Origin of the sequence: Paraburkholderia piptadeniae (assembly GCF_900007165.1) — a bacterium.
Classification (GTDB): Bacteria; Pseudomonadota; Gammaproteobacteria; order Burkholderiales; family Burkholderiaceae; genus Paraburkholderia; species Paraburkholderia piptadeniae.
The window spans coordinates 227151-244316 of record NZ_CYGY02000011.1; the positions used below are offsets into that span (position 1 = coordinate 227151).

Sequence of the window (17166 nt, forward strand, 5' to 3'; positions counted from 1 at the left end):
GAAAGTATACTCGCTCTCGCTGGCTCTTATCGCCGCGCGCGTTTCACAAGCTCTCTACGCTTCAACTGCCCTGACGGACCGAAAATTGAACCTTTCTCATATCGCTGTCGCCGCGGTCGTGTGCGCGGCGCTCGTCGCGTGCTCGCGCAAGGACAGTCTCTTTTCACTGGCGCCGAACTACTCGGCGCAAACGGTGCAGACAGTATCGGATGTGGAAGGATGCATCGCCGGCCGCTGGCAATCGAGCGTGCGGCATTTCAGCGAGGTGCGCGCGAACGGCGCGGTCAGGATCGAGGCGCAGTCGCTCTTTCGCGGCATCGCGATCGGCGTTCGGCTCAGACCGCACGCGAACGATACGCTCGTCGAGTATTTTCAGCGCCGCGTCGCCGATCCGATCTATCGGTCGATGGTCAGGGAGTGCACGCGAACGCTGGCGTCAGCGGGGCACTGACCCGCGCTCAGAACTCCACGAGCGCAAAATCTTGCTTGCCGACATCGCAGAGCGGACAGCGCCAGCTTTCCGGCACGTCCGCCCAGCGCGTGCCGGGCGCGATGCCTTCCTCAGGCAAGCCGGCTGCCTCGTCGTAGATCCAGCCGCAAATCACGCATACCCACTGCTTGAATTCGTCGTTCGATGACGGCGCTTGCGTCGCGGCCGCGTCATTCGATCCGCGCGCTTCCGCCGCTGCCGCGCTGTCGTCGTGATCGAGCGACACGACGAGCGGTGTTGGCCGCTCACCGGCTGGCGCATCGAGATAGCGTTGCAGCGCCTGATGCAGGGCTGTCGCTTCCGTCAGGTTCAGGTCGATCCAGAAGGGATCGCCGGCGCCATCGTTGAGCCGATCGGGCGAGAACTGGATTTCTACAGCAGTGGCTTTCTTGTACATGCAAAGTGAACGACAGGCGAACGGCGCGTCTTGCAGGCCGCCGTCTAGTAGAAGTGACGCAGCAGCGCGCTGCACAGCACAGCAGAGATGCCTACGAGAGAGAGCAATTGGAGCAGGGTCAGCGAACGGCGGCTATTGACGCGATTGGGTGTCGACATGAGATTGAACGAAATGATTGAGGGGCAGATCCGATGCTGCGTTTTCGGTGAAAAACGCGAGCCCGGATTGTAAACGCTCATTCGTTCGATTGAATCCTGGCTGGATTCTTTTCCCCGTCGAGTTGCGCTGGTCGGGGTACGGCATGCGCGACGCTTGACTGATGTGAGAGACGCTCGATTATCGCCCACGCGCCGCCCCGGTATTCCTTCCTTGTAGTGAATAGATTCTTTCGGCCAGGGAGTGGTGGGCGGGTGCGTGGTTACGGCTGCGGTGGCTGAAGGAGTCAGCCTTCGAGATGCAAGGACGCTTTGGCGAAGCAGGGATTTCGTTGCGGCGGGCAGCCATCGATCCGCCGCAAACAGACACTACCGCGAAAACACTACTGGCTCGAAGTCGCCGACGCCTGGCCATGCCCCGCCTGCCGCGCAGCGTCTTTCGGATCGCCCGACGAATTCCGCACGCGATCTTCGGCGCGATAGTAGTCGGCGTTCTGATCGATCTTCGCGTAAGAGGTCACGGGCGCAATCAGCCCGGCGAAACCAGCAAGTGCAAGAGCAAACGCAAGGGTCTTCATTTTTCAACTCCTTGTCCGATCGTTGCAACTTCAATCGATTGACACGAGCGCAAGCTCGCGCGGCCTTCGGGCAAAGTCGTTTGCTAACGTCGAAGCTATGTTCGACGCACGTCGGCTCGATACAGCCGACACAATGCCCGGACCTCATTAGAGGATAGTCGCTGGATCGCGAGGGTGTTAGTTTCGCCGAAGCGGGACGTGCGCCAGACCACGCATGCATACACGCGCACACGATTCATCACATCGAGCCGCCTTTGCCGGACGGCATCATCACTTGCGCGAGCCCGTCCATATTCCTGACGATCAGGCTCATCACAAACTCGACACCTGGCGCGAGCGCGGGACGATGGCCGCCTGCATGTCCGTTGATGCCGTCTCGGGCGCGATCATCACGCTTCTGATCCAGCTTTGCTGTTGAACAGTCATCGGAGGTTTCCGTCTAAACGCATGGCGCGTGCGCAGGCTTTCGTCAGCTCTTGTTCGCTTTCGTGCGCTTTCGTCCACTCTCTTGCTCGAAAGCGCGGACATCCGTCGCCGGGGAACATACCTTGCTTGCGCGACTCCTTGTCTTCGAACGGTCTTCACTACCAGGAGCGCCTCTTCCGATGCCGCAACCCCAAGCCCGCCGCATGCTTTCCATAGCCTTCGACGCCGCCCGCATCGCTCGCATCATCCTGTGCTCTGGCGCGCTGCTCGCATTCGACGCGCAGCCCGCCGACGCGCAGGCCTTACCCGCAAGCGCATCGTCCGGCGCATCCTCTACAGCGGCGGTATCGAACCGGGGCACCCAGAACGCATCGCCCGTCGTGCCCGTTCCGCCTTCGGATCTGTACGGCGACCTGTATCGCGATGTCGAACTCGCGCATCTCTATCCGGACAGCAAGACATTCGCCGATATGGTGCCCAACGTGCCGCCGAAGGAGATCGTCGCCGACTATGCCGGTCAGAAATCAGACGCGCATTTCGATCTCAAGTACTTCGTCGACGAGCGCTTCACGCTGCCCGCGCGCGAAACGAAAAACTACGTGTCCGATCCGAACCAGAGCGTCACCGCACATATCGACACGCTGTGGTCCGTGCTTCGGCGAGACCCCGATTCGAACGCGAGCCCGTGGTCGTCGTTGCTGCCGCTTCCGCGTCCGTACATCGTGCCCGGCGACCGCTTCGACGAAATCTACTACTGGGACTCGTACTTCATCATGCTCGGCCTTCGGCAAAGCGGCCGTGAAGATCTGCTGAAAGACGAACTCGACAACTTCGCGACGCTGATCGATCGCTACGGCCACATTCCCAACGGCAACCGCACGTACTATCTCAGCCGCTCGCAACCGCCGTTCTTCGCGCAGATGGTGCGTCTCGCGGCCGAGCGCGAAGGCGATCAGGTCTATCTGCACTATCTGCCCGTGCTGCGCAGAGAATACGCTTACTGGATGGACGGCCAGAACCAGATCGCGCCCGGCGACGCGTATCGTCATCTCGTGCGTCTGCCCGATGGCACGTTGCTCAACCGCTATTGGGACGACCGTGGCACGCCGCGCGACGAATCGTATCGGGAAGACGTCGTCACCTCGCAAGCGACGCCTGAGCGCAACGCAGAAGACCTGTGGCGCAACCTGCGCGCGGGCGGCGAAACGGGCTGGGATTTCAGCTCGCGCTGGTTCGCAGACGGCAAGTCGCTCGCGACAGTCGAAGTCACGTCGCTGATTCCCGTCGATCTGAACTCTCTGCTCGTCGATCTCGAACGCACGCTCGCGAAAGCGTATCGCGTGCAGGGCGACGCGTCGCACGCGGAAAACATGGAGCAGCGCGCGGCCGTGCGCGCCGAAGCGATTCGCCGCGTCGCGTGGGATTCGCAGCTGAACGCATTCGGCGACTACGACTTCGTCAAGCATCAGCTCACGCACCGGCTCAGCGCGGCGACCGTCTATCCGCTCTATTCCGGCATCGCGACGAAGGCGCAAGCGGCGTCGGTTGCCGCGACGGTGCGCGCGCAGCTGCTGCGTCCCGGCGGCCTTGCAACGACCACCGTCCGAACGGGACAGCAATGGGACGAGCCGAACGGCTGGGCGCCTTTGCAATATCTCGCGGTGACGGGCTTGCGTCGCTACGGTCACGGAGACCTCGCGCAGCAGATTGCGACGCGCTGGATACGCACCAACGTCGCGTACTACCAGCACACGGGCAAGCTGGTCGAAAAGTACGACGTCGACGCGAACGCGGGCACGACGTCGGCGGGCGGCGGCGAGTATCCGTTGCAGGATGGATTCGGCTGGACGAACGGCGTGCTTCGCACGCTGATGGCGATGTATCCGAACGCGGTGGGCCCCGCCACGCGTCCCGCCGATGTGCCTTCGAGTCCGAGCGGCGTATCGGAAGCGGCATCGGCGGCCGCCGCTGCGCCGAAGACCTCGCACCGTCTGCGCGCAACGCCGCCCCAGCGACCTTGCGCTGTCACGTGACGTCCGACGCTGGAATCGAAGGGCGCGACGCCCTTCGATTCCGTCTAACTGCTTGTTACGAAACTCGCAACCATGTTGCACCTTCGGCCTGGGCTGCCGCGTACACTGCGCTGACGCTATCGGCGCGAATCGACTCGTGAATGCCATTGAATTCAGCCGCATCGGCGCAACATCGGATCGAACAACTCGAACGGGGTATCAGCATGACAGCATTCGGTAAGACCACGCTTGCCGCCGCAACGCTTCTTCTCGCCGTCAGCGGGACGGCCCACGCGGCGGGCTGCATCAAGGGGGCCGTGGTCGGCGGCGTCGCGGGGCACTACGCGGGGCACCACGCCGTCGTCGGCGCGGTCGGCGGCTGCGTCGTCGGGCGTCACCTTGCGAAGAAGCATGCCGAAGAACAGGCGGCGCAGCGTCAGGCACCGCACGCCCAATACCAGTAGTTTTCGACGAAGCCCGCGTGCGGTGATCGGCACGACGCTCGCGATTTAATTCTGTCTTAATTGTCGCGGCTCATTATCCGTTCGCAGGCTTGTCATTGATTTTCCCCTGTACGTGCCGCCAGAGCATCGGCGGCATCTTTTTCCGCGCGTTTCACAAGCCATTTGCGCGCGCCGGAAACGAAGAGAAGAGGTACACCACCATGTCGCACAAATCGCGAAGCCGCAAACAGACCCGTCCCGCCATGTCGCCGCTGCTGCGCGCGCTGACGTTCAGCCGCGCCGCGCACGAGCCCATCACGCGCGCGATGCTGCTGCAGGCGTACGCGAGCCTCGACGCGTTCCGCCGAGGTGATGGCTCGCGCGAGCTGTACACGACGCTCGGTCGGCAACTGCTCGTTGCCGAAGAACTCGGCCGCATCGGTCATCTTCCTGAAGCGCTCGACGATATCGCCGAAGCGCAGATCGCGATGACGGACATCGACGCGATCGAGAAGACGCGCGGCGAGTGGATCATCGAGGGTGACAACTACGCGTGGCTGACCATCGCGCTCGGCATCTTCGAGCGGCAACTCGCTGCTGCGTCGCTGGAAGACATCGCAAAGGCCGAAGCACGGATGATCGAAGGCCTGATGCGCATCGAGCAGCAAATCGCGCACGGCACCCTCGCTGCCACCGTAACGGCATGAGTGCATAGCGCGTCATGCGGCGCGCGATCGGCGACCGGGCCTTCGCACGGCATGATGCGAAAGCCTCGCGCTAGAGTTTCTTCAACTCCGATTGCATCCAGTCGTGAACCTCGTGAATCAGTTCCTGCGGCGACCGCTCGGCAGGCGACAGCGTGGGACCGACGACGACACGGATGTGCCCCGCACCCGTCGGCCAGCCTTTCGCTGGCCACACCTTGCCCGCGTTGTGCACTACGGGCACGATCATCGCACCCGTTGCACAGGCGAGACGCACGCCGCCCGATGTCAGCCTGACGGGCGCATCATGTGGCACGCGCGTGCCTTCCGGAAAGATCACGACGATATCGCCTTTCGCAAGACGTTCCGCTGCTTCGCGCGTGACGGCGACATGCGCCTGCCGGGGCGAGCCGCGGTCGAGACTCACCATGTCGAGTCCCTTCAGCACCCAGCCGAAGAAAGGGATACGCAAAAGATCCTGCTTGAACACAAAGCTGATCCGGCGCGGAAAGAGCGCGAGAAACGTGAGCGTCTCCCATGTCGACTCGTGCCGGCAGAGGATGATCGACGGCTCTTTCGGCAGATGCTCCAGGCCTTCTATCGAGCAGCGGATGCCTGGCAGCACGCGCATCACCCGCACGAGCGCGCGGCACCACAACGCCGCGAGCGCATAGCGGCCCGAGCGGCCGACAAACGGGTAGAACAGCAGCATCACCGTGGACCAGATCGTTCCGCTGCCCAGCAGACAGACGATGAACAGCCATTTGTTGAGCACAGCGCGCATGTTATGTGGCATCGAGGAATAGGGAGCGAAGGCGCAAGCCAAACCCAGATACTACCGGCGATGAGCTATCCGCACGCGTCAATGCTGCAATGCGCGGGCAATCGACGTCGGGCCATCCGCCTTGTTGCCCTTTGATCCGCTACCGCACGACACGGCATGCGACGAAGAAAACGCCGGCCAGAGCCGGCGTTCAGTCTTTTGTTTTGGAGGCCGAGGTCGCCGGGCGGCGCCGGAAGGCCAAATGTTCGGCAAAGGTTCGCGCCGCGTGGCGCTAGTGCCTTGCAAACGCCACAACGCTTTGCTTCTTTCGAGTTGTCGTGATGCGCAAACTTCCCCCGTGCGCGAGCACAGTATCGCCGGCAAATGCACGCTGCAATGTGGGCAAGCGAACGTTCAGACGAAACCTGCCGCGCGTATCGACGTTCAAATCATGCGTCGCGTGAATCGTCCTCCTCTTCATCGACGCATCCATTTGTGCATGCCCCCGCGCGCGAACTTGATGCTTCGGTAGCGGCGAAGTCTGGGTCCGGAACTTCCAGATTGTGAGCGGCACGCAGCGCCCTTACTCTTCTGTCACACGTTGCCGGCGCCCATCGCCTGTGAAGAGGAGACGTTCATGCTTTCCGCGTTGGTCGAAACAATCGGTGCGCTCGGCATTCTGGCGAGCGTCTCGGCGAAGATCGTCGAGTTGCGCAAGGAGTACAAGCGTTGCGCAAAAGCGTGCGGCGATAAAAAGGCCCCTCCGAAGAGCGGTCGATGAACCGCGTGAGAGCCGTGCCTTTCGTTTCGGCCCGAAGCGTCATCGATTTCCCCACGATGTGTCTTGAGAGGATCGCTGCGAGCGTCGCCGTCGGGCCAGCTTGATTGAAGTCGGGTCCGCCGTCAGATAGCCGACCGCCGCACCGAAGCGATCCTTGTAGTTCGCGCGCACGAGCGGATCGAGCGTGGACTGCACCCTCGCATGCAGGCTGCTCTAATCGCCCGCATGCGGGAAATTGCTCATGATGTAGGGTGAAGAGACTTCAAACACGTCCGGCGACAGGAATCAGCGCCCCTGTGATGCACTGCGCCTCTTTCGACAGCAGGAACGCGATCACCGCTGCGATCTGCTCCGGCGTCACCCATCGCGTGAAATCGGCGTCGGGCATGTCGGCGCGGTTCTGCGGAGTATCGATGATGCTCGGCAAGATCGCATTGACGGTCGCGCCCCTGTCCTTGAGTTCTTCGGCAAGCGCTTCCGTCAAACGCATCACGGCAGCCTTCGACGCCGCGTAAGCGCCCATTCCCATCCCCGCCTTCAACGCCGCCATTGCGCCGACATTGACGATGCGCCCGCCCGCCGCCGCGGTCAGATGCGCAAGCGCCGCCTTCGACGCGTTCAGCGTCGTCTTCACGTTCACGTCGAACATTCGCTGCCAGTTCTGCGCGCTGCCATCGGCGACCGTCTCCCAACTGAATCCGCCCGCCACGTTGACGAGCGCGTTCAAACCGCCGAGCCGGCATGCGATCGAATCGATCGCAAGTTGGGCCGCGTCCGGTTCCGCGAGATCGACATCGCTCGCGATGCAGGCCTGCGCGAGCGGCGCGGGCAGGTTCGCGGGCACAGCCCCGCGTCCGACGAGCGCGACTTTCGCGCCGCGCTGCGCCAGCAATTGCGCCGTGGCGAGACCTAGGCTGCCGAAGGCGCCCGTCACGGCGACCATGGTTCCGTCGAGACTGTTCATGAAGTACGCGCTCCCAAATCTTTGTCCGCCTCATGCCGCTTCGAAAACGAAACGCCGTACGCGTTGCTGCGCGCCGCGAAGATTTCGTCGGGCGGAAAGCCGATGCCCTCCGCGAGATGCGAAGGATCGAACACGATGTTGTCGCACGGCTCGCTAGCCGCCGACAGTATTACCGCCTTGAGCATTCATACGACCGCTCCGGCGGTCCGGTCATCGCGCAGTCATGCTTTTTAGTCGATACAAACGCTGGGTCCAAAGACCAGTTTTAGAGCAATCGAAACGAAAGCGCACGTTCAGAACAATAAAAGGCGATTGCGTGATCGCTTTGCGGTGCGTGCGCGCGGTTTGCGTGCTGTCTTGCCGTGCGGCGTTTCCAATATGAGTCCGCGCGATGCGCTCACGAAAACAGGACGATCGGACAAAGAGGCGCGACGCAAGGGCAATGGCCATTCGCACACAATGCCTCATAGTCACACACAAGACGGCATCGAGCACCATGAATCATCTGTTGCAGCAAGCGCGTTCCTGAACGTCGGGCAGCAAGGTCTTCTGAAATCAGGGTGTCCTGCCTTTTCCGTCGCCGTGACCGGATGCGATGCGTCGCCGGCCATCGGCCACGAAAACCGCGACCCTTACGTAAGAGGAGGCCCTGTCATGCGTGATCTGCCGGACCCGCGCCGACGCTGCGTCAACGAAGACCCATACGAGCAACTCCTGCTGCAATTGCAAAGCGATGCGCTGATGCAAGGCGGCCTCGCGCTCCTGCCGCCCGTGTTGTTGCTCGCGTTGTTGCATGCGCATTCGCACGTCGGCTGGGATGCCTGCTATGCGGTGCTGCGCCAGCTGAACAACGATCATGGCAGACATATGCGAGAACTCGGCACTGCACTGTCGCTATTGAAGTCGCTGCGCGGCAGCAGGATACTCGATCCGCTCGCATGGCACGCCGCGATGCGCCGGTTGATGCACGGCATCGGAAGCCGTTTGCATCCATCGCCTTCGATGCGGATGCGAGCGATGCGGCGCGCCGTCGTCGTCCGCGCCACGGGCATCAATACGCGCGGTTTTACGTTGCACAAGCCTTCGCGCGCCGCACCCACGACGAGCCCAATGCGCGCTGTGAGAACGCCGGTCGATTGGCAACGTTACTGGCTTTCGGCGATGACCTCGGCGCCGTCCACATCGCTATGACGCTTTCGCCACGCGGCGGGCGGCATGCCGAACTCGCGCCTGAATGCGCGATGAAACGCGGATTCCGATTCGTAGCCAACCTGCTCGGCGATTGCGGCAATCGCCTTGCTGCTGTACGACAGCTCTTGCGTCGCGACGATCAGGCGCCAACGCGCGAGATATTGCATCGGCGGCTGCCCGAGCAGATCGCTGAAACGATGTGAAAACGCGGAGCGCGACAGACCGACTCTTCGCGCGAGCTCGTCGACGGTCCAGTCGTATGACGGTTGCGCGTGCAGCATCGACAGTGCACGTCCGACGAAACGGTCCTTGACGCCCGCGAGCCAGTTCTTGCGCTCGGCAGGCAAGTCGTCGATGCAGCGTCGCACGGCCCACACGAACAGCAGCTCCGACAACCGGGCGAGAACGATCGCGCTGCCCGCGCGCGATTGCGCGGCCTCGGAGGCAGCGAAGCGCAGCGATGCTTCGAGCCATGCCGACTGCGGATCGTTGCGCACGTCGACCTTGAAGAGGCGCGGCAAAGAGCCGAGCACGGGATTGCTCAGCGCGTCGTCGCACGCGAGGAAGCCGCACAGCAGGCGCGTCGGCGCGCCGCCGCCGCCATGCGAGACATTCAGCAGTTCGCCTGGCGCGGTGCCAAGCTGCGATTCGAGCAGCGGTCCCGCCGGCACGGGCGCGAGATCGAGCGCGCTTCCCATGATGTGCGCCTCACCTTGCGGCACGACGAGCAGTTCGCCCGCGCTCACGCAGATGGCGGGATCGACGCGGTCGGGAAGATGCGCCCAGCAGGTCCCTTCCGTGATCAGATGAAAAGAGACCACGCGATCCGCTCTTGGCAAATAGGCGGTGCACAACGTCTGATCCGGGTGGCCGAACAGACACCACGGCGCCGTCAGTTCAGCGTGCAGATAGACTGCGCCGGACAAACGCACGACGCGCAACACGTCGGAGACCGCATCCATGAAGCACCGCCATTCGATTTCGGCATGTAGCTAGAAAGACGGCGATGATGCCGTCTTTTGCAAGCCCATCGAAAGAATACTCCGTTCGTCCGGTAAAGGTGGTGCGAGGTGCCATGAATGCCTTGCGCGGTTGGGAAGCGCGTCGGAGCGTCATTCGAGCGCCTAAGCGTGACATAAGTTTCGGCCGGTACGATTGGGCCGGTCTTTTGCTTTCCTTTCTTCTGCCTTCCTTGTTAGGCAGCTCAATTCACCGACACGATTGCAGCATGAATACACTCGAAGCGTTCAATCAGGCGCTCTTTCTGATGATCAACGCGACGGCCTCGACGCCGCGCTGGCAAGTCGACGTCGCGACTGCGATCGCCGATTACGTTATCTATCTCGTTCCGCTGACGCTCGGCGTGCTCTGGCTGTTCGGCGGACAACACCAGCGCGCGGTGGCCGTGCGCGCATGCTGCGTCGCGCTGCTTGCACTCGGGTGCAATCAGATCATCGGGCTTTACTGGATGCATCCACGGCCCTTCATGATCGGGCTCGGCCACACGTTCATCGAACACGTTGCCGACTCGTCGTTTCCCAGCGATCACGGCACGGTGTTCGCCAGCGTCGCGCTGACCCTGCTGCTGGCTCGCGTTCGATGGTACGGCGCGCTGATGCTCGTGGCCGGGCTTGCCGTTGCGTGGGCGCGCGTGTTCATCGGCGTGCACTTTCCGTTCGATATGGCGGGCGCAGTCGTGATTGCATGCGCGGCGTACGTCGTTGTGATGCCGCTTTGGTCGTCAGCCGGTGAAGCGCTGATGCGCGTGCTGATTGCGCTCTATCGCAAGCTGCTCGCGTGGCCGATTGGGCGGGGGTGGATTTCGCAGTGAGCGTGTTGTGAACGCGCAGTGCATCTTTTGTTGGCGCGTAATTCTCGATTGGAAAAGCCCCGCTTGAAGCGGGGCTATCGACTCAATTGCGCAGCTTCGGCCCCGATAGTCAGTCGTTGGGCGGGACTTCACTCGCTAGTGCAACACTTGTTAGGGCATTCAGGTTCGAAAGAGATTTCGACGCGTCGCCCATTATCAACGTCACGCCTGGAATAGACACGCGCACTCGTCTTCACTGTCCCCCGCAAAAAGGCTAGCTGATTCAGCAACGCTTTGCCCACTGTCAAACGCGCTTCTGCCAATCGCTGCGGATTCCGCTCAAGCTCTTCCGCGTGCCCGCTTACCAACGTTGTTTCTTTCGTATGGTGACTCGCATACGTAATTTTCTGATCGACAACCCAATTAGCGAGTCGCAATATTTCTTGTGCTGGAATGCTCGCGCTATTTGGTGGAAAGTAGATATCGAAATTTTCGCTCGGCATACATGCAAGCACATGCCCCGAAACCAGAATCAAAAAGGAGGCAATGAAATTACGCATTATAAATGACATATCCAGCGATGCTATCGGCGTTGTTAATGGCTTGTTCGGGATTTGATTTGCCCCACGAAAGGCAATCATCCATAAAGTATTTCCAGTCTCTTGTTGCCATCGTGTCCTGAAAGTGACTTGCCTCGTGGATGAGGGTTGAAACAATCGAGTCTTTTTCCCATGAGAATTCGCGCATATCGCAAAACTCGTGGCGAATGGCTATTGTGTGTGTCCTGGTGTCTGGCGCGCATACTTCCGCAACTACGCCGGACTGTACCGGGTTTGGAGTGCACCCTACGTACGATGCCGTCCGAGGCTCCCATCTAACAAAATTGTCACCTGTCAGTCCTCTAAGTACGCGAACAATCGAGGTTAGACCATTGGTGAGCTTGCTTCTCGCTGATTCGTCGCAATTGCCAAACCACGTTTGCACCCGATTCTGATCCAGTACGGACCATCGCACCAAATCCTTTAATCGAGCTTCAACGAGAGTAACAGCATGGTCTCGATGCCTGAGAACCATTTCGCGAAACTCTTTATTGGACATGTTTGGGCATATCTTGTCCGTGTTGATTTTCACGTAAACCATTGAGCCGGGATGCGTGTTCGTGACCGCCCCAGAATGGACCTCGATCCAATCGCCATCACTCTTTGTTTTGAAATCGTATTGGCTCGACATAGATGAATTTCTCTATTTTTCAGATTCAGACGCGCCGTTGTTACCGCGCTTCGCCGACGTCCAAGCAGATTGATTCAGGATTGTCCGTATGTATCCGCTTTGTGCGGCCTTGCGCATCTGTTATGCCGCTCGCGGTCACATCGGAACCGATACGCACCCGGTAATGAACACCCGCGAGAGGGCGGCCGTTCGCGTCTTTGAGCGTGAACTGCTCGTCGTACACACCGCTACGCGGCTTGAACTCCTCCGAATCAACCGACAGGAGTTGAGCAACTGCACCCTCACCGTCCGTGTGATAAAAGCAACCCGGATTCGGTCCCGCCAGCACGCGATTCTCCCCGCAAGGACACAAAACGAGATCGCCCTCGATGACGCCCGCTCGTCCGCGATAGCATCGCCGCGTCGCGCTGCCGACTATTTGGAATGTGCCTTTGCACTTACCGCAAGTTGCCTCGTCGCCGTGCAGCGTGAATGGCCTGCCGTTGTCCGTCATGTCAGTGGCAGACCCGCCGATGACAACGCCCCCTGTCGTCGTCGGGCTGCCTTGCACGATGAGCGCCTTACGCATGAGCTTTGTCCCCTCTATGCGTATCGATGAGTGGAAACCCGTTCCTCGGATCGTGTACCGCGATGCCAACCGGCGACGCATCGCACGCCGCTGGTTATCGTTGCCTCGCCGTCGTCGTCGGAAGTGACGCCGTCGCCAACCAGGGCGACGGCGCTTGCTCCGATTTCGAAATAACTCGATACACTTGAGACGCAACGGTCGCGAGTGCTACGCGCACCCAACATTGCAAAAGGGATGGCAGTTTTGTTGCATTTCTTTTCCGACATGAATCCGTCTCCTCATAGTCAGTAATGCTATGGAACACATAGCTCGATGAGGATAACCGGCACTCGGCGCTCGCTTTGTAAAAGAGCGTCAAGAATTGCAATGTATTGAGCGCGACCCGTTCGCTGCAGACATCTTTCGAACTTTGTCGCCAGCAAAAGTCGCGGGTCTTCGCGTCCGAATTGGCTCACATGTCGGCAGGGACCGGGAGGAGTTTGCGCGGGTCAGTGAAGAGCTTCACGTCCCTATGTTCCATCAGCCCGTCTGCTCCGGCGCAAGCGTATCCAGCGTCTCGCCCTCAACATCACGCGTCGCCCACGCACCCAACACGAAGATCGACGCGGCAGCAACGACAGCGGGTATGGCGATCAGCATGAACATCGCCGGCAGCGGCAGCCCTGCCGCCAGCATCGCGCCGCCCGCCAGCGAACCGACGACCGATCCGCTACGTCCGATCCCGTTCGCCCAGCTGACGCCCGTCGCGCGGCAGTCGGTCGGATAGAACACGGCCGACAATGCATTCGCGCCCACCTGCGAACCCGACACGCAGAAGCCCGCCGCGAACACAGCCAGCGCCGCGAGCCACGGCGACGCGGCGAGACTGCCGATGGCCGCCGTGAAGAGACCCGCCAGCGCATACCCGAGCGCCAGCACGTAATGCGGATTGAAGCGGTCCATCAGCCAGCCGAGCACGATCGCGCCGACCGAGCCGCCGACCTGGAACATCGCCGTCACGAGCGCCGCCGTATGCAGCGAAACGCCCGTCGTGCGCAGAAGCGTCGGCAGCCAGCTCGACAGCAGATAGATCACGAGCAGGCTCATGAAGAACGTCAGCCACAGCAGCAGCGTGCCGCGCAGCAGATCCGCGCGAAACAGATGACTGACGGGCGAGCCCGCCGGCTTCCCATGCGGCGCGACGAAGGTCGCTTGCGAATAATCTTCATGCGGCGCGATGCGCGTGAGCAGCCGCGTCACCTGCTCCGCGCGCTTGCCAGCATTGACGAGATAGCGGACGGATTCGGGCAGCCGCCACGCGAGCAAAGGCAAGAGCAGAAGCGGCGCGACACCGCCCGTCACCAGCACCGAGCGCCAGCCGAAATGCTCGATCAGTTCCGCCGCTACGATGCCGCCCAGCGCCGAACCGATCGTGAAGCCGCAGAACATCGTCGTGACGAGAAACGAGCGGCGCCGCGACGGGCAATACTCGGACGTCAGCGTGATCGCATTCGGCATCGCGCCGCCGAGACCGAGGCCCGTGAGAAAGCGCCACGCGATCAGTTCATGCAGTCCGCCCGACCACGCCGACGCCGCGCTTGCAGCGCCGAAGCACAGCACGCACGCGAGCAACAGGCGCTTGCGCCCCACGAGATCTCCGAATGGACCGAACACGAGCGCGCCTGCCATCAAGCCCGCGAGCCCCGCGCCGAATACGGGCGCAAGCTGCGCCGGCGACAACTGCCATTGCGCGCGAATGACGGGCGCGATGAAGCCGATCGATGCCGTATCGAATCCATCGATCGCGACGATCAGAAAACACAACACGACGATCGTCAGCTGAAACGGCGAAACCGGATTGCGGTCGATTACGTCCGTGACGTTGACTGGCTGCGCGTTCACCATCACCTGTCTCCTTCAGTTAGGCGGGCGCGCATCCGCTATATTTTTTTGGCCCGCCCGTCATTCGATTCACTCCGCGCTTCAGGCCACGCCCTTCAAGCAATCTTCCGCGCGCCATCCATGCAGCCATTGCAGCGCATCGTAGAACTGCTCCTGCGTGCGGCCGACCCACAGCGAATTGCGCACCAGACGCTCGACGCCCTTCGCGTGATAGATGCGCCCCATCTCGCGCGTCGAATACAGCACGCGCGCGGTGCGCGGAATGCGCGCCGTCTCGTACAGCTTGAACGCCGCTTCGAAATCGCCATCGGTGGCGGCAACGGCAGCGCCGAGCGTGACGGCGTCTTCGAGCGCCTGGCAGGCGCCTTGCGCGAGGTATTGCGTCATCGGATGCGCGGCGTCGCCGAGCACCGTCGCGCGCCCATAGCTCCAGCGCTCGACGGGCTCACGGTCCGCCGTGGCCCAGCGCTTCCATGAAGTCGGCCGGTCGAGCATCTGATGCGGCAGCGGATGAATGCCTTCGAAGTACGACAGCACTTCTTCCTTGCTGCCTTCGCGCACGCCCCATTCTTCTTTCTCGCGGCTATGGAACGTGACGACGAGATTGTATTGCTGGCCGCCGCGCAGCGGATAGTGCACGAGGTGACAATGCGGACCGGCCCACACCACGGGCGCATTGATCTGCAGATCCTTCGGCATGTTGTCGACTTCGACGACGGCGCGATACACGACATGTCCCGTCACGCGATGATCGTCGCCGATCAACGTCTTGCGTATCGCCGACTTCACACCATCGCAGCCGATCACGGCATCGGCGCGATAACGCTCGCCGTGCTGATCGATGACGGTCACGCCGCTCGCGTCCTGTTCGAGCGAGCAGACCTGCGTGTTCGTGCGGAACTGGATCAGCGGATGATCCTGCACGGCTTCGAGAATCGACAGATGAATATCCGCGCGATGAATCACCGCGTACGGATTGCCGAAGCGCGCGCGATACGGCGCGCCGACATCGATGCGCACGATTTCCTTCGCGTCGAGCGCATCCATCAGCTTCATGTAGTCGGTGAACACGGCGCGGCTGCGCGCCGCCTCGCCGACGCCGAGCGCATCGAGCGCGTTGAACGCGTTCGCGCCGAGCTGGATGCCGGCGCCGATTTCCTTGATCTCGGCGGCCTGCTCGAGCAGCTGCACGCGAATGCCTTGACGCGCGAGCGCCAGCGCTGCCGCGAGGCCGCCAATCCCGCCGCCGATCACGAGCACGCGCCGACCGTTGCTGTTTGTCTCACTCATGACTGTCTCCATGCCTTACTTTTGGTCTCGTCGCAGATGGTTGCCGATCTGCAATCAAGCGGTGTAATCGGGCTGACGCTGCGGCTGCGCGGCGTCGAATGCCGGGTGTTTCAATGCGTGCTCATACACGGCGAGGCTGCGCGAATACGCGCGCAGATCGCAGTCCATGCGCAGCGCGTTCGCGATCTGCGGCACGAGGCACACGTCGGCGAGCGTCGGCTGCACGCCGAAGCACCACGGGCCCGCGTTGCTGCGTTCGAGCAGGCGCTCGACGCCCGCCATTCCCTCCGCGATCCAGTGCCGATACCACGCGGTCTTCTGCTGCGGGGTGACCTTCAGCTCCGTTTCCAGATAGCGCAGCACGCGCAGGTTGTTGACGGGATGAATATCGCACGCGATGAGCGCGGAGAATTCGAGCACGCGCGCGCGCAATTCGCGTTCGAGCGGAATCAGGCGCGGCTCGGGATACTTCTGGTCCAGATAGTCGACGATCGCGAGCGACTGGCCGAGTCTGAATTCGCCGTCGATCAGCGCGGGCACCGAGGCGGACGGATTCACGTTCGCCACGTAATCCGCTGCGCGATGCTCGCCGACGCGGATATTGACGGGCAGCGTGTCGTACGCGAGACCTTTGAGCGCGAGCGCGATGCGCACGCGGTACGACGTCGAGCTGTTGAAGAAGCTATGGAGTTGCACGGCTTGACCTTCCATCAGTAGCGAAGCGCTGCGTCAAACGACGCGCACAGTCAGTTCACCCAGACGCTCGACGCCGACCTTCATCGTGTCGCCCGTCTTCACCGCGCCGACGCCCTCGGGCGTGCCCGTGAAAATCACGTCGCCCGGTTCGAGGCGGAAGAACTTCGACAGATAAGCGACCGTCTCCGCAACCGACCAGATCAGATGCGACACGTCGCTCTTCTGCTTCGTCTCGCCGTTGACCGTCAGCCACAGGCCAGCGTTTTCGAAGTGGCCGGCCGTGCTCGCGGGATGGATCGGGCCCATCGGCGCGGAACGGTCGAACGCCTTGCCGATTTCCCACGGACGGCCCATTTCGCGCATCTTCATCTGCAGGTCGCGGCGCGTCATGTCGAGGCCGACCGCGTAACCCCAGACGTAATCGAGCGCATCTTCGACGGCGATATCCGAGCCGCTCTTGCCGATCACCGCGACGAGTTCTGCTTCGTAGTGGTAGTTCTGCGTCTGCGACGGATACGCGAGTTCGAGCGTTTCGCCATAGGCGACGGGCACGACGGCATCGGCCGGCTTGCAGAAGAAGAACGGCGGCTCGCGATCGGGATCGAAGCCCATTTCGCGCGCATGCGCCGCGTAGTTGCGGCCCACGCAGTAGACGCGGCGCACCGCGAATTGAGCGTCGCTACCGGCGACGGGAACAGCGACGGGCGCTTCGGGCGGGAAAACAAAAGCCATGATGAATTCGACTCGACAGATAAAAGGATGGAGCACGCGCCGCCGATGCGGCGCG

20 protein-coding genes and 1 pseudogene are annotated in these 17166 nt (G+C 61.9%); 7 read left to right on the plus strand and 14 right to left on the minus strand.

Annotated features, from left to right (window positions below):
* Positions 1–85: 85 nt before the first annotated feature.
* Entirely contained in the window at positions 86–451 is a 366-nt protein-coding gene (locus tag BN2476_RS05530; RefSeq protein WP_143810903.1) for a hypothetical protein, read from the plus strand.
* Between the two features lie 7 nt (positions 452–458).
* On the opposite strand, the gene BN2476_RS49485 is transcribed toward BN2476_RS05530, so the two are convergent.
* Positions 459–887, minus strand: a complete 429-nt coding sequence (locus BN2476_RS49485) for a rubredoxin (protein ID WP_087733131.1) — start codon at positions 885–887, stop codon at positions 459–461.
* A gap of 538 nt (positions 888–1425) precedes the next feature.
* Complete coding sequence (locus BN2476_RS05545; RefSeq protein WP_087733133.1) at positions 1426–1620, minus strand: hypothetical protein; 195 nt, start codon at positions 1618–1620, stop codon at positions 1426–1428.
* Between the two features lie 605 nt (positions 1621–2225).
* Between BN2476_RS05545 and treF the strand changes: the two genes are divergently transcribed.
* The 3 genes from treF (at position 2226) to BN2476_RS05560 (ending at position 5208) form a co-directional block, all read left to right on the plus strand.
* Positions 2226–4079: an alpha,alpha-trehalase TreF gene (treF, locus tag BN2476_RS05550; protein ID WP_268957858.1), complete on the plus strand. Its 1854-nt coding sequence runs from the start codon at positions 2226–2228 to the stop codon at positions 4077–4079.
* 203 nt (positions 4080–4282) lie between these two features.
* Entirely contained in the window at positions 4283–4522 is a 240-nt protein-coding gene (locus BN2476_RS05555) for a hypothetical protein (protein ID WP_087733210.1), read from the plus strand.
* 200 nt (positions 4523–4722) lie between these two features.
* Positions 4723–5208: a hypothetical protein gene (locus BN2476_RS05560; RefSeq protein ID WP_087733211.1), complete on the plus strand. Its 486-nt coding sequence runs from the start codon at positions 4723–4725 to the stop codon at positions 5206–5208.
* Positions 5209–5278: 70 nt separating this feature from the next.
* Here BN2476_RS05560 and BN2476_RS05565 read toward each other — a convergent pair whose 3' ends face one another.
* The gene (locus BN2476_RS05565; RefSeq protein WP_087733134.1) at positions 5279–5989 is read right to left on the minus strand and encodes a lysophospholipid acyltransferase family protein; all 711 of its coding nucleotides are present in this window, start codon (positions 5987–5989) and stop codon (positions 5279–5281) included.
* Between the two features lie 616 nt (positions 5990–6605).
* Here BN2476_RS05565 and BN2476_RS47155 point away from each other — a divergent pair.
* Positions 6606–6749: a hypothetical protein gene (locus tag BN2476_RS47155; protein WP_162849231.1), complete on the plus strand. Its 144-nt coding sequence runs from the start codon at positions 6606–6608 to the stop codon at positions 6747–6749.
* Positions 6750–6788: 39 nt separating this feature from the next.
* Here BN2476_RS47155 and BN2476_RS47990 read toward each other — a convergent pair.
* The 3 genes and pseudogenes from BN2476_RS47990 to BN2476_RS05585 form a co-directional block, all read right to left on the minus strand.
* Positions 6789–6998, minus strand: a pseudogene (locus BN2476_RS47990) (hypothetical protein); the annotation flags it as partial.
* Positions 6999–7011: 13 nt separating this feature from the next.
* Positions 7012–7713: an SDR family NAD(P)-dependent oxidoreductase gene (locus tag BN2476_RS05580; protein ID WP_087733136.1), complete on the minus strand. Its 702-nt coding sequence runs from the start codon at positions 7711–7713 to the stop codon at positions 7012–7014.
* A complete protein-coding gene (locus BN2476_RS05585; protein ID WP_087733137.1) occupies positions 7710–7898 on the minus strand; it encodes a hypothetical protein in 189 nt (62 codons plus the stop codon). Before BN2476_RS05585 ends, BN2476_RS05580 begins: the two co-directional genes overlap by 4 nt.
* 469 nt (positions 7899–8367) lie before the next feature.
* On the opposite strand from BN2476_RS05585, the gene BN2476_RS05590 reads away from it, so the two are divergent.
* Positions 8368–8904, plus strand: coding sequence for a hypothetical protein (locus BN2476_RS05590; protein ID WP_087733212.1), 537 nt, complete (start codon positions 8368–8370; stop codon positions 8902–8904).
* Here BN2476_RS05590 and BN2476_RS05595 read toward each other — a convergent pair.
* Positions 8859–9866 (minus strand): AraC family transcriptional regulator, encoded by a 1008-nt coding sequence (locus tag BN2476_RS05595; protein ID WP_087733138.1) that lies wholly within the window; start codon positions 9864–9866, stop codon positions 8859–8861. The two genes, BN2476_RS05590 and BN2476_RS05595, sit on opposite strands and share 46 nt — an antisense overlap.
* A 266-nt stretch (positions 9867–10132) precedes the next feature.
* On the opposite strand from BN2476_RS05595, the gene BN2476_RS05600 reads away from it, so the two are divergent.
* The gene (locus BN2476_RS05600; RefSeq protein WP_087733139.1) at positions 10133–10735 is read left to right on the plus strand and encodes a phosphatase PAP2 family protein; all 603 of its coding nucleotides are present in this window, start codon (positions 10133–10135) and stop codon (positions 10733–10735) included.
* Positions 10736–10863: 128 nt separating this feature from the next.
* Here BN2476_RS05600 and BN2476_RS05605 read toward each other — a convergent pair whose 3' ends face one another.
* The 7 genes from BN2476_RS05605 to BN2476_RS05635 all read right to left on the minus strand — a co-directional run bounded on the left by BN2476_RS05605 (position 10864) and on the right by BN2476_RS05635 (position 17111).
* Entirely contained in the window at positions 10864–11355 is a 492-nt protein-coding gene (locus BN2476_RS05605; RefSeq protein ID WP_235850706.1) for a hypothetical protein, read from the minus strand.
* Positions 11267–11944: a M35 family metalloendopeptidase gene (locus BN2476_RS05610; RefSeq protein WP_328590276.1), complete on the minus strand. Its 678-nt coding sequence runs from the start codon at positions 11942–11944 to the stop codon at positions 11267–11269. Before BN2476_RS05610 ends, BN2476_RS05605 begins: the two co-directional genes overlap by 89 nt.
* A gap of 40 nt (positions 11945–11984) precedes the next feature.
* The gene (locus BN2476_RS05615; RefSeq protein WP_087733141.1) at positions 11985–12593 is read right to left on the minus strand and encodes a PAAR domain-containing protein; all 609 of its coding nucleotides are present in this window, start codon (positions 12591–12593) and stop codon (positions 11985–11987) included.
* A 438-nt stretch (positions 12594–13031) separates the two neighbouring features.
* A complete protein-coding gene (locus BN2476_RS05620) occupies positions 13032–14396 on the minus strand; it encodes an MFS transporter (protein ID WP_087733142.1) in 1365 nt (454 codons plus the stop codon).
* Positions 14397–14474: 78 nt separating this feature from the next.
* The gene (locus BN2476_RS05625) at positions 14475–15683 is read right to left on the minus strand and encodes a 3-hydroxybenzoate 6-monooxygenase (protein ID WP_087733143.1); all 1209 of its coding nucleotides are present in this window, start codon (positions 15681–15683) and stop codon (positions 14475–14477) included.
* Between the two features lie 54 nt (positions 15684–15737).
* Positions 15738–16379: a maleylacetoacetate isomerase gene (gene maiA / locus BN2476_RS05630; protein ID WP_087733214.1), complete on the minus strand. Its 642-nt coding sequence runs from the start codon at positions 16377–16379 to the stop codon at positions 15738–15740.
* Between the two features lie 33 nt (positions 16380–16412).
* Positions 16413–17111, minus strand: a complete 699-nt coding sequence (locus tag BN2476_RS05635) for a fumarylacetoacetate hydrolase family protein (RefSeq protein WP_087733144.1) — start codon at positions 17109–17111, stop codon at positions 16413–16415.
* Positions 17112–17166: the final 55 nt, after the last annotated feature.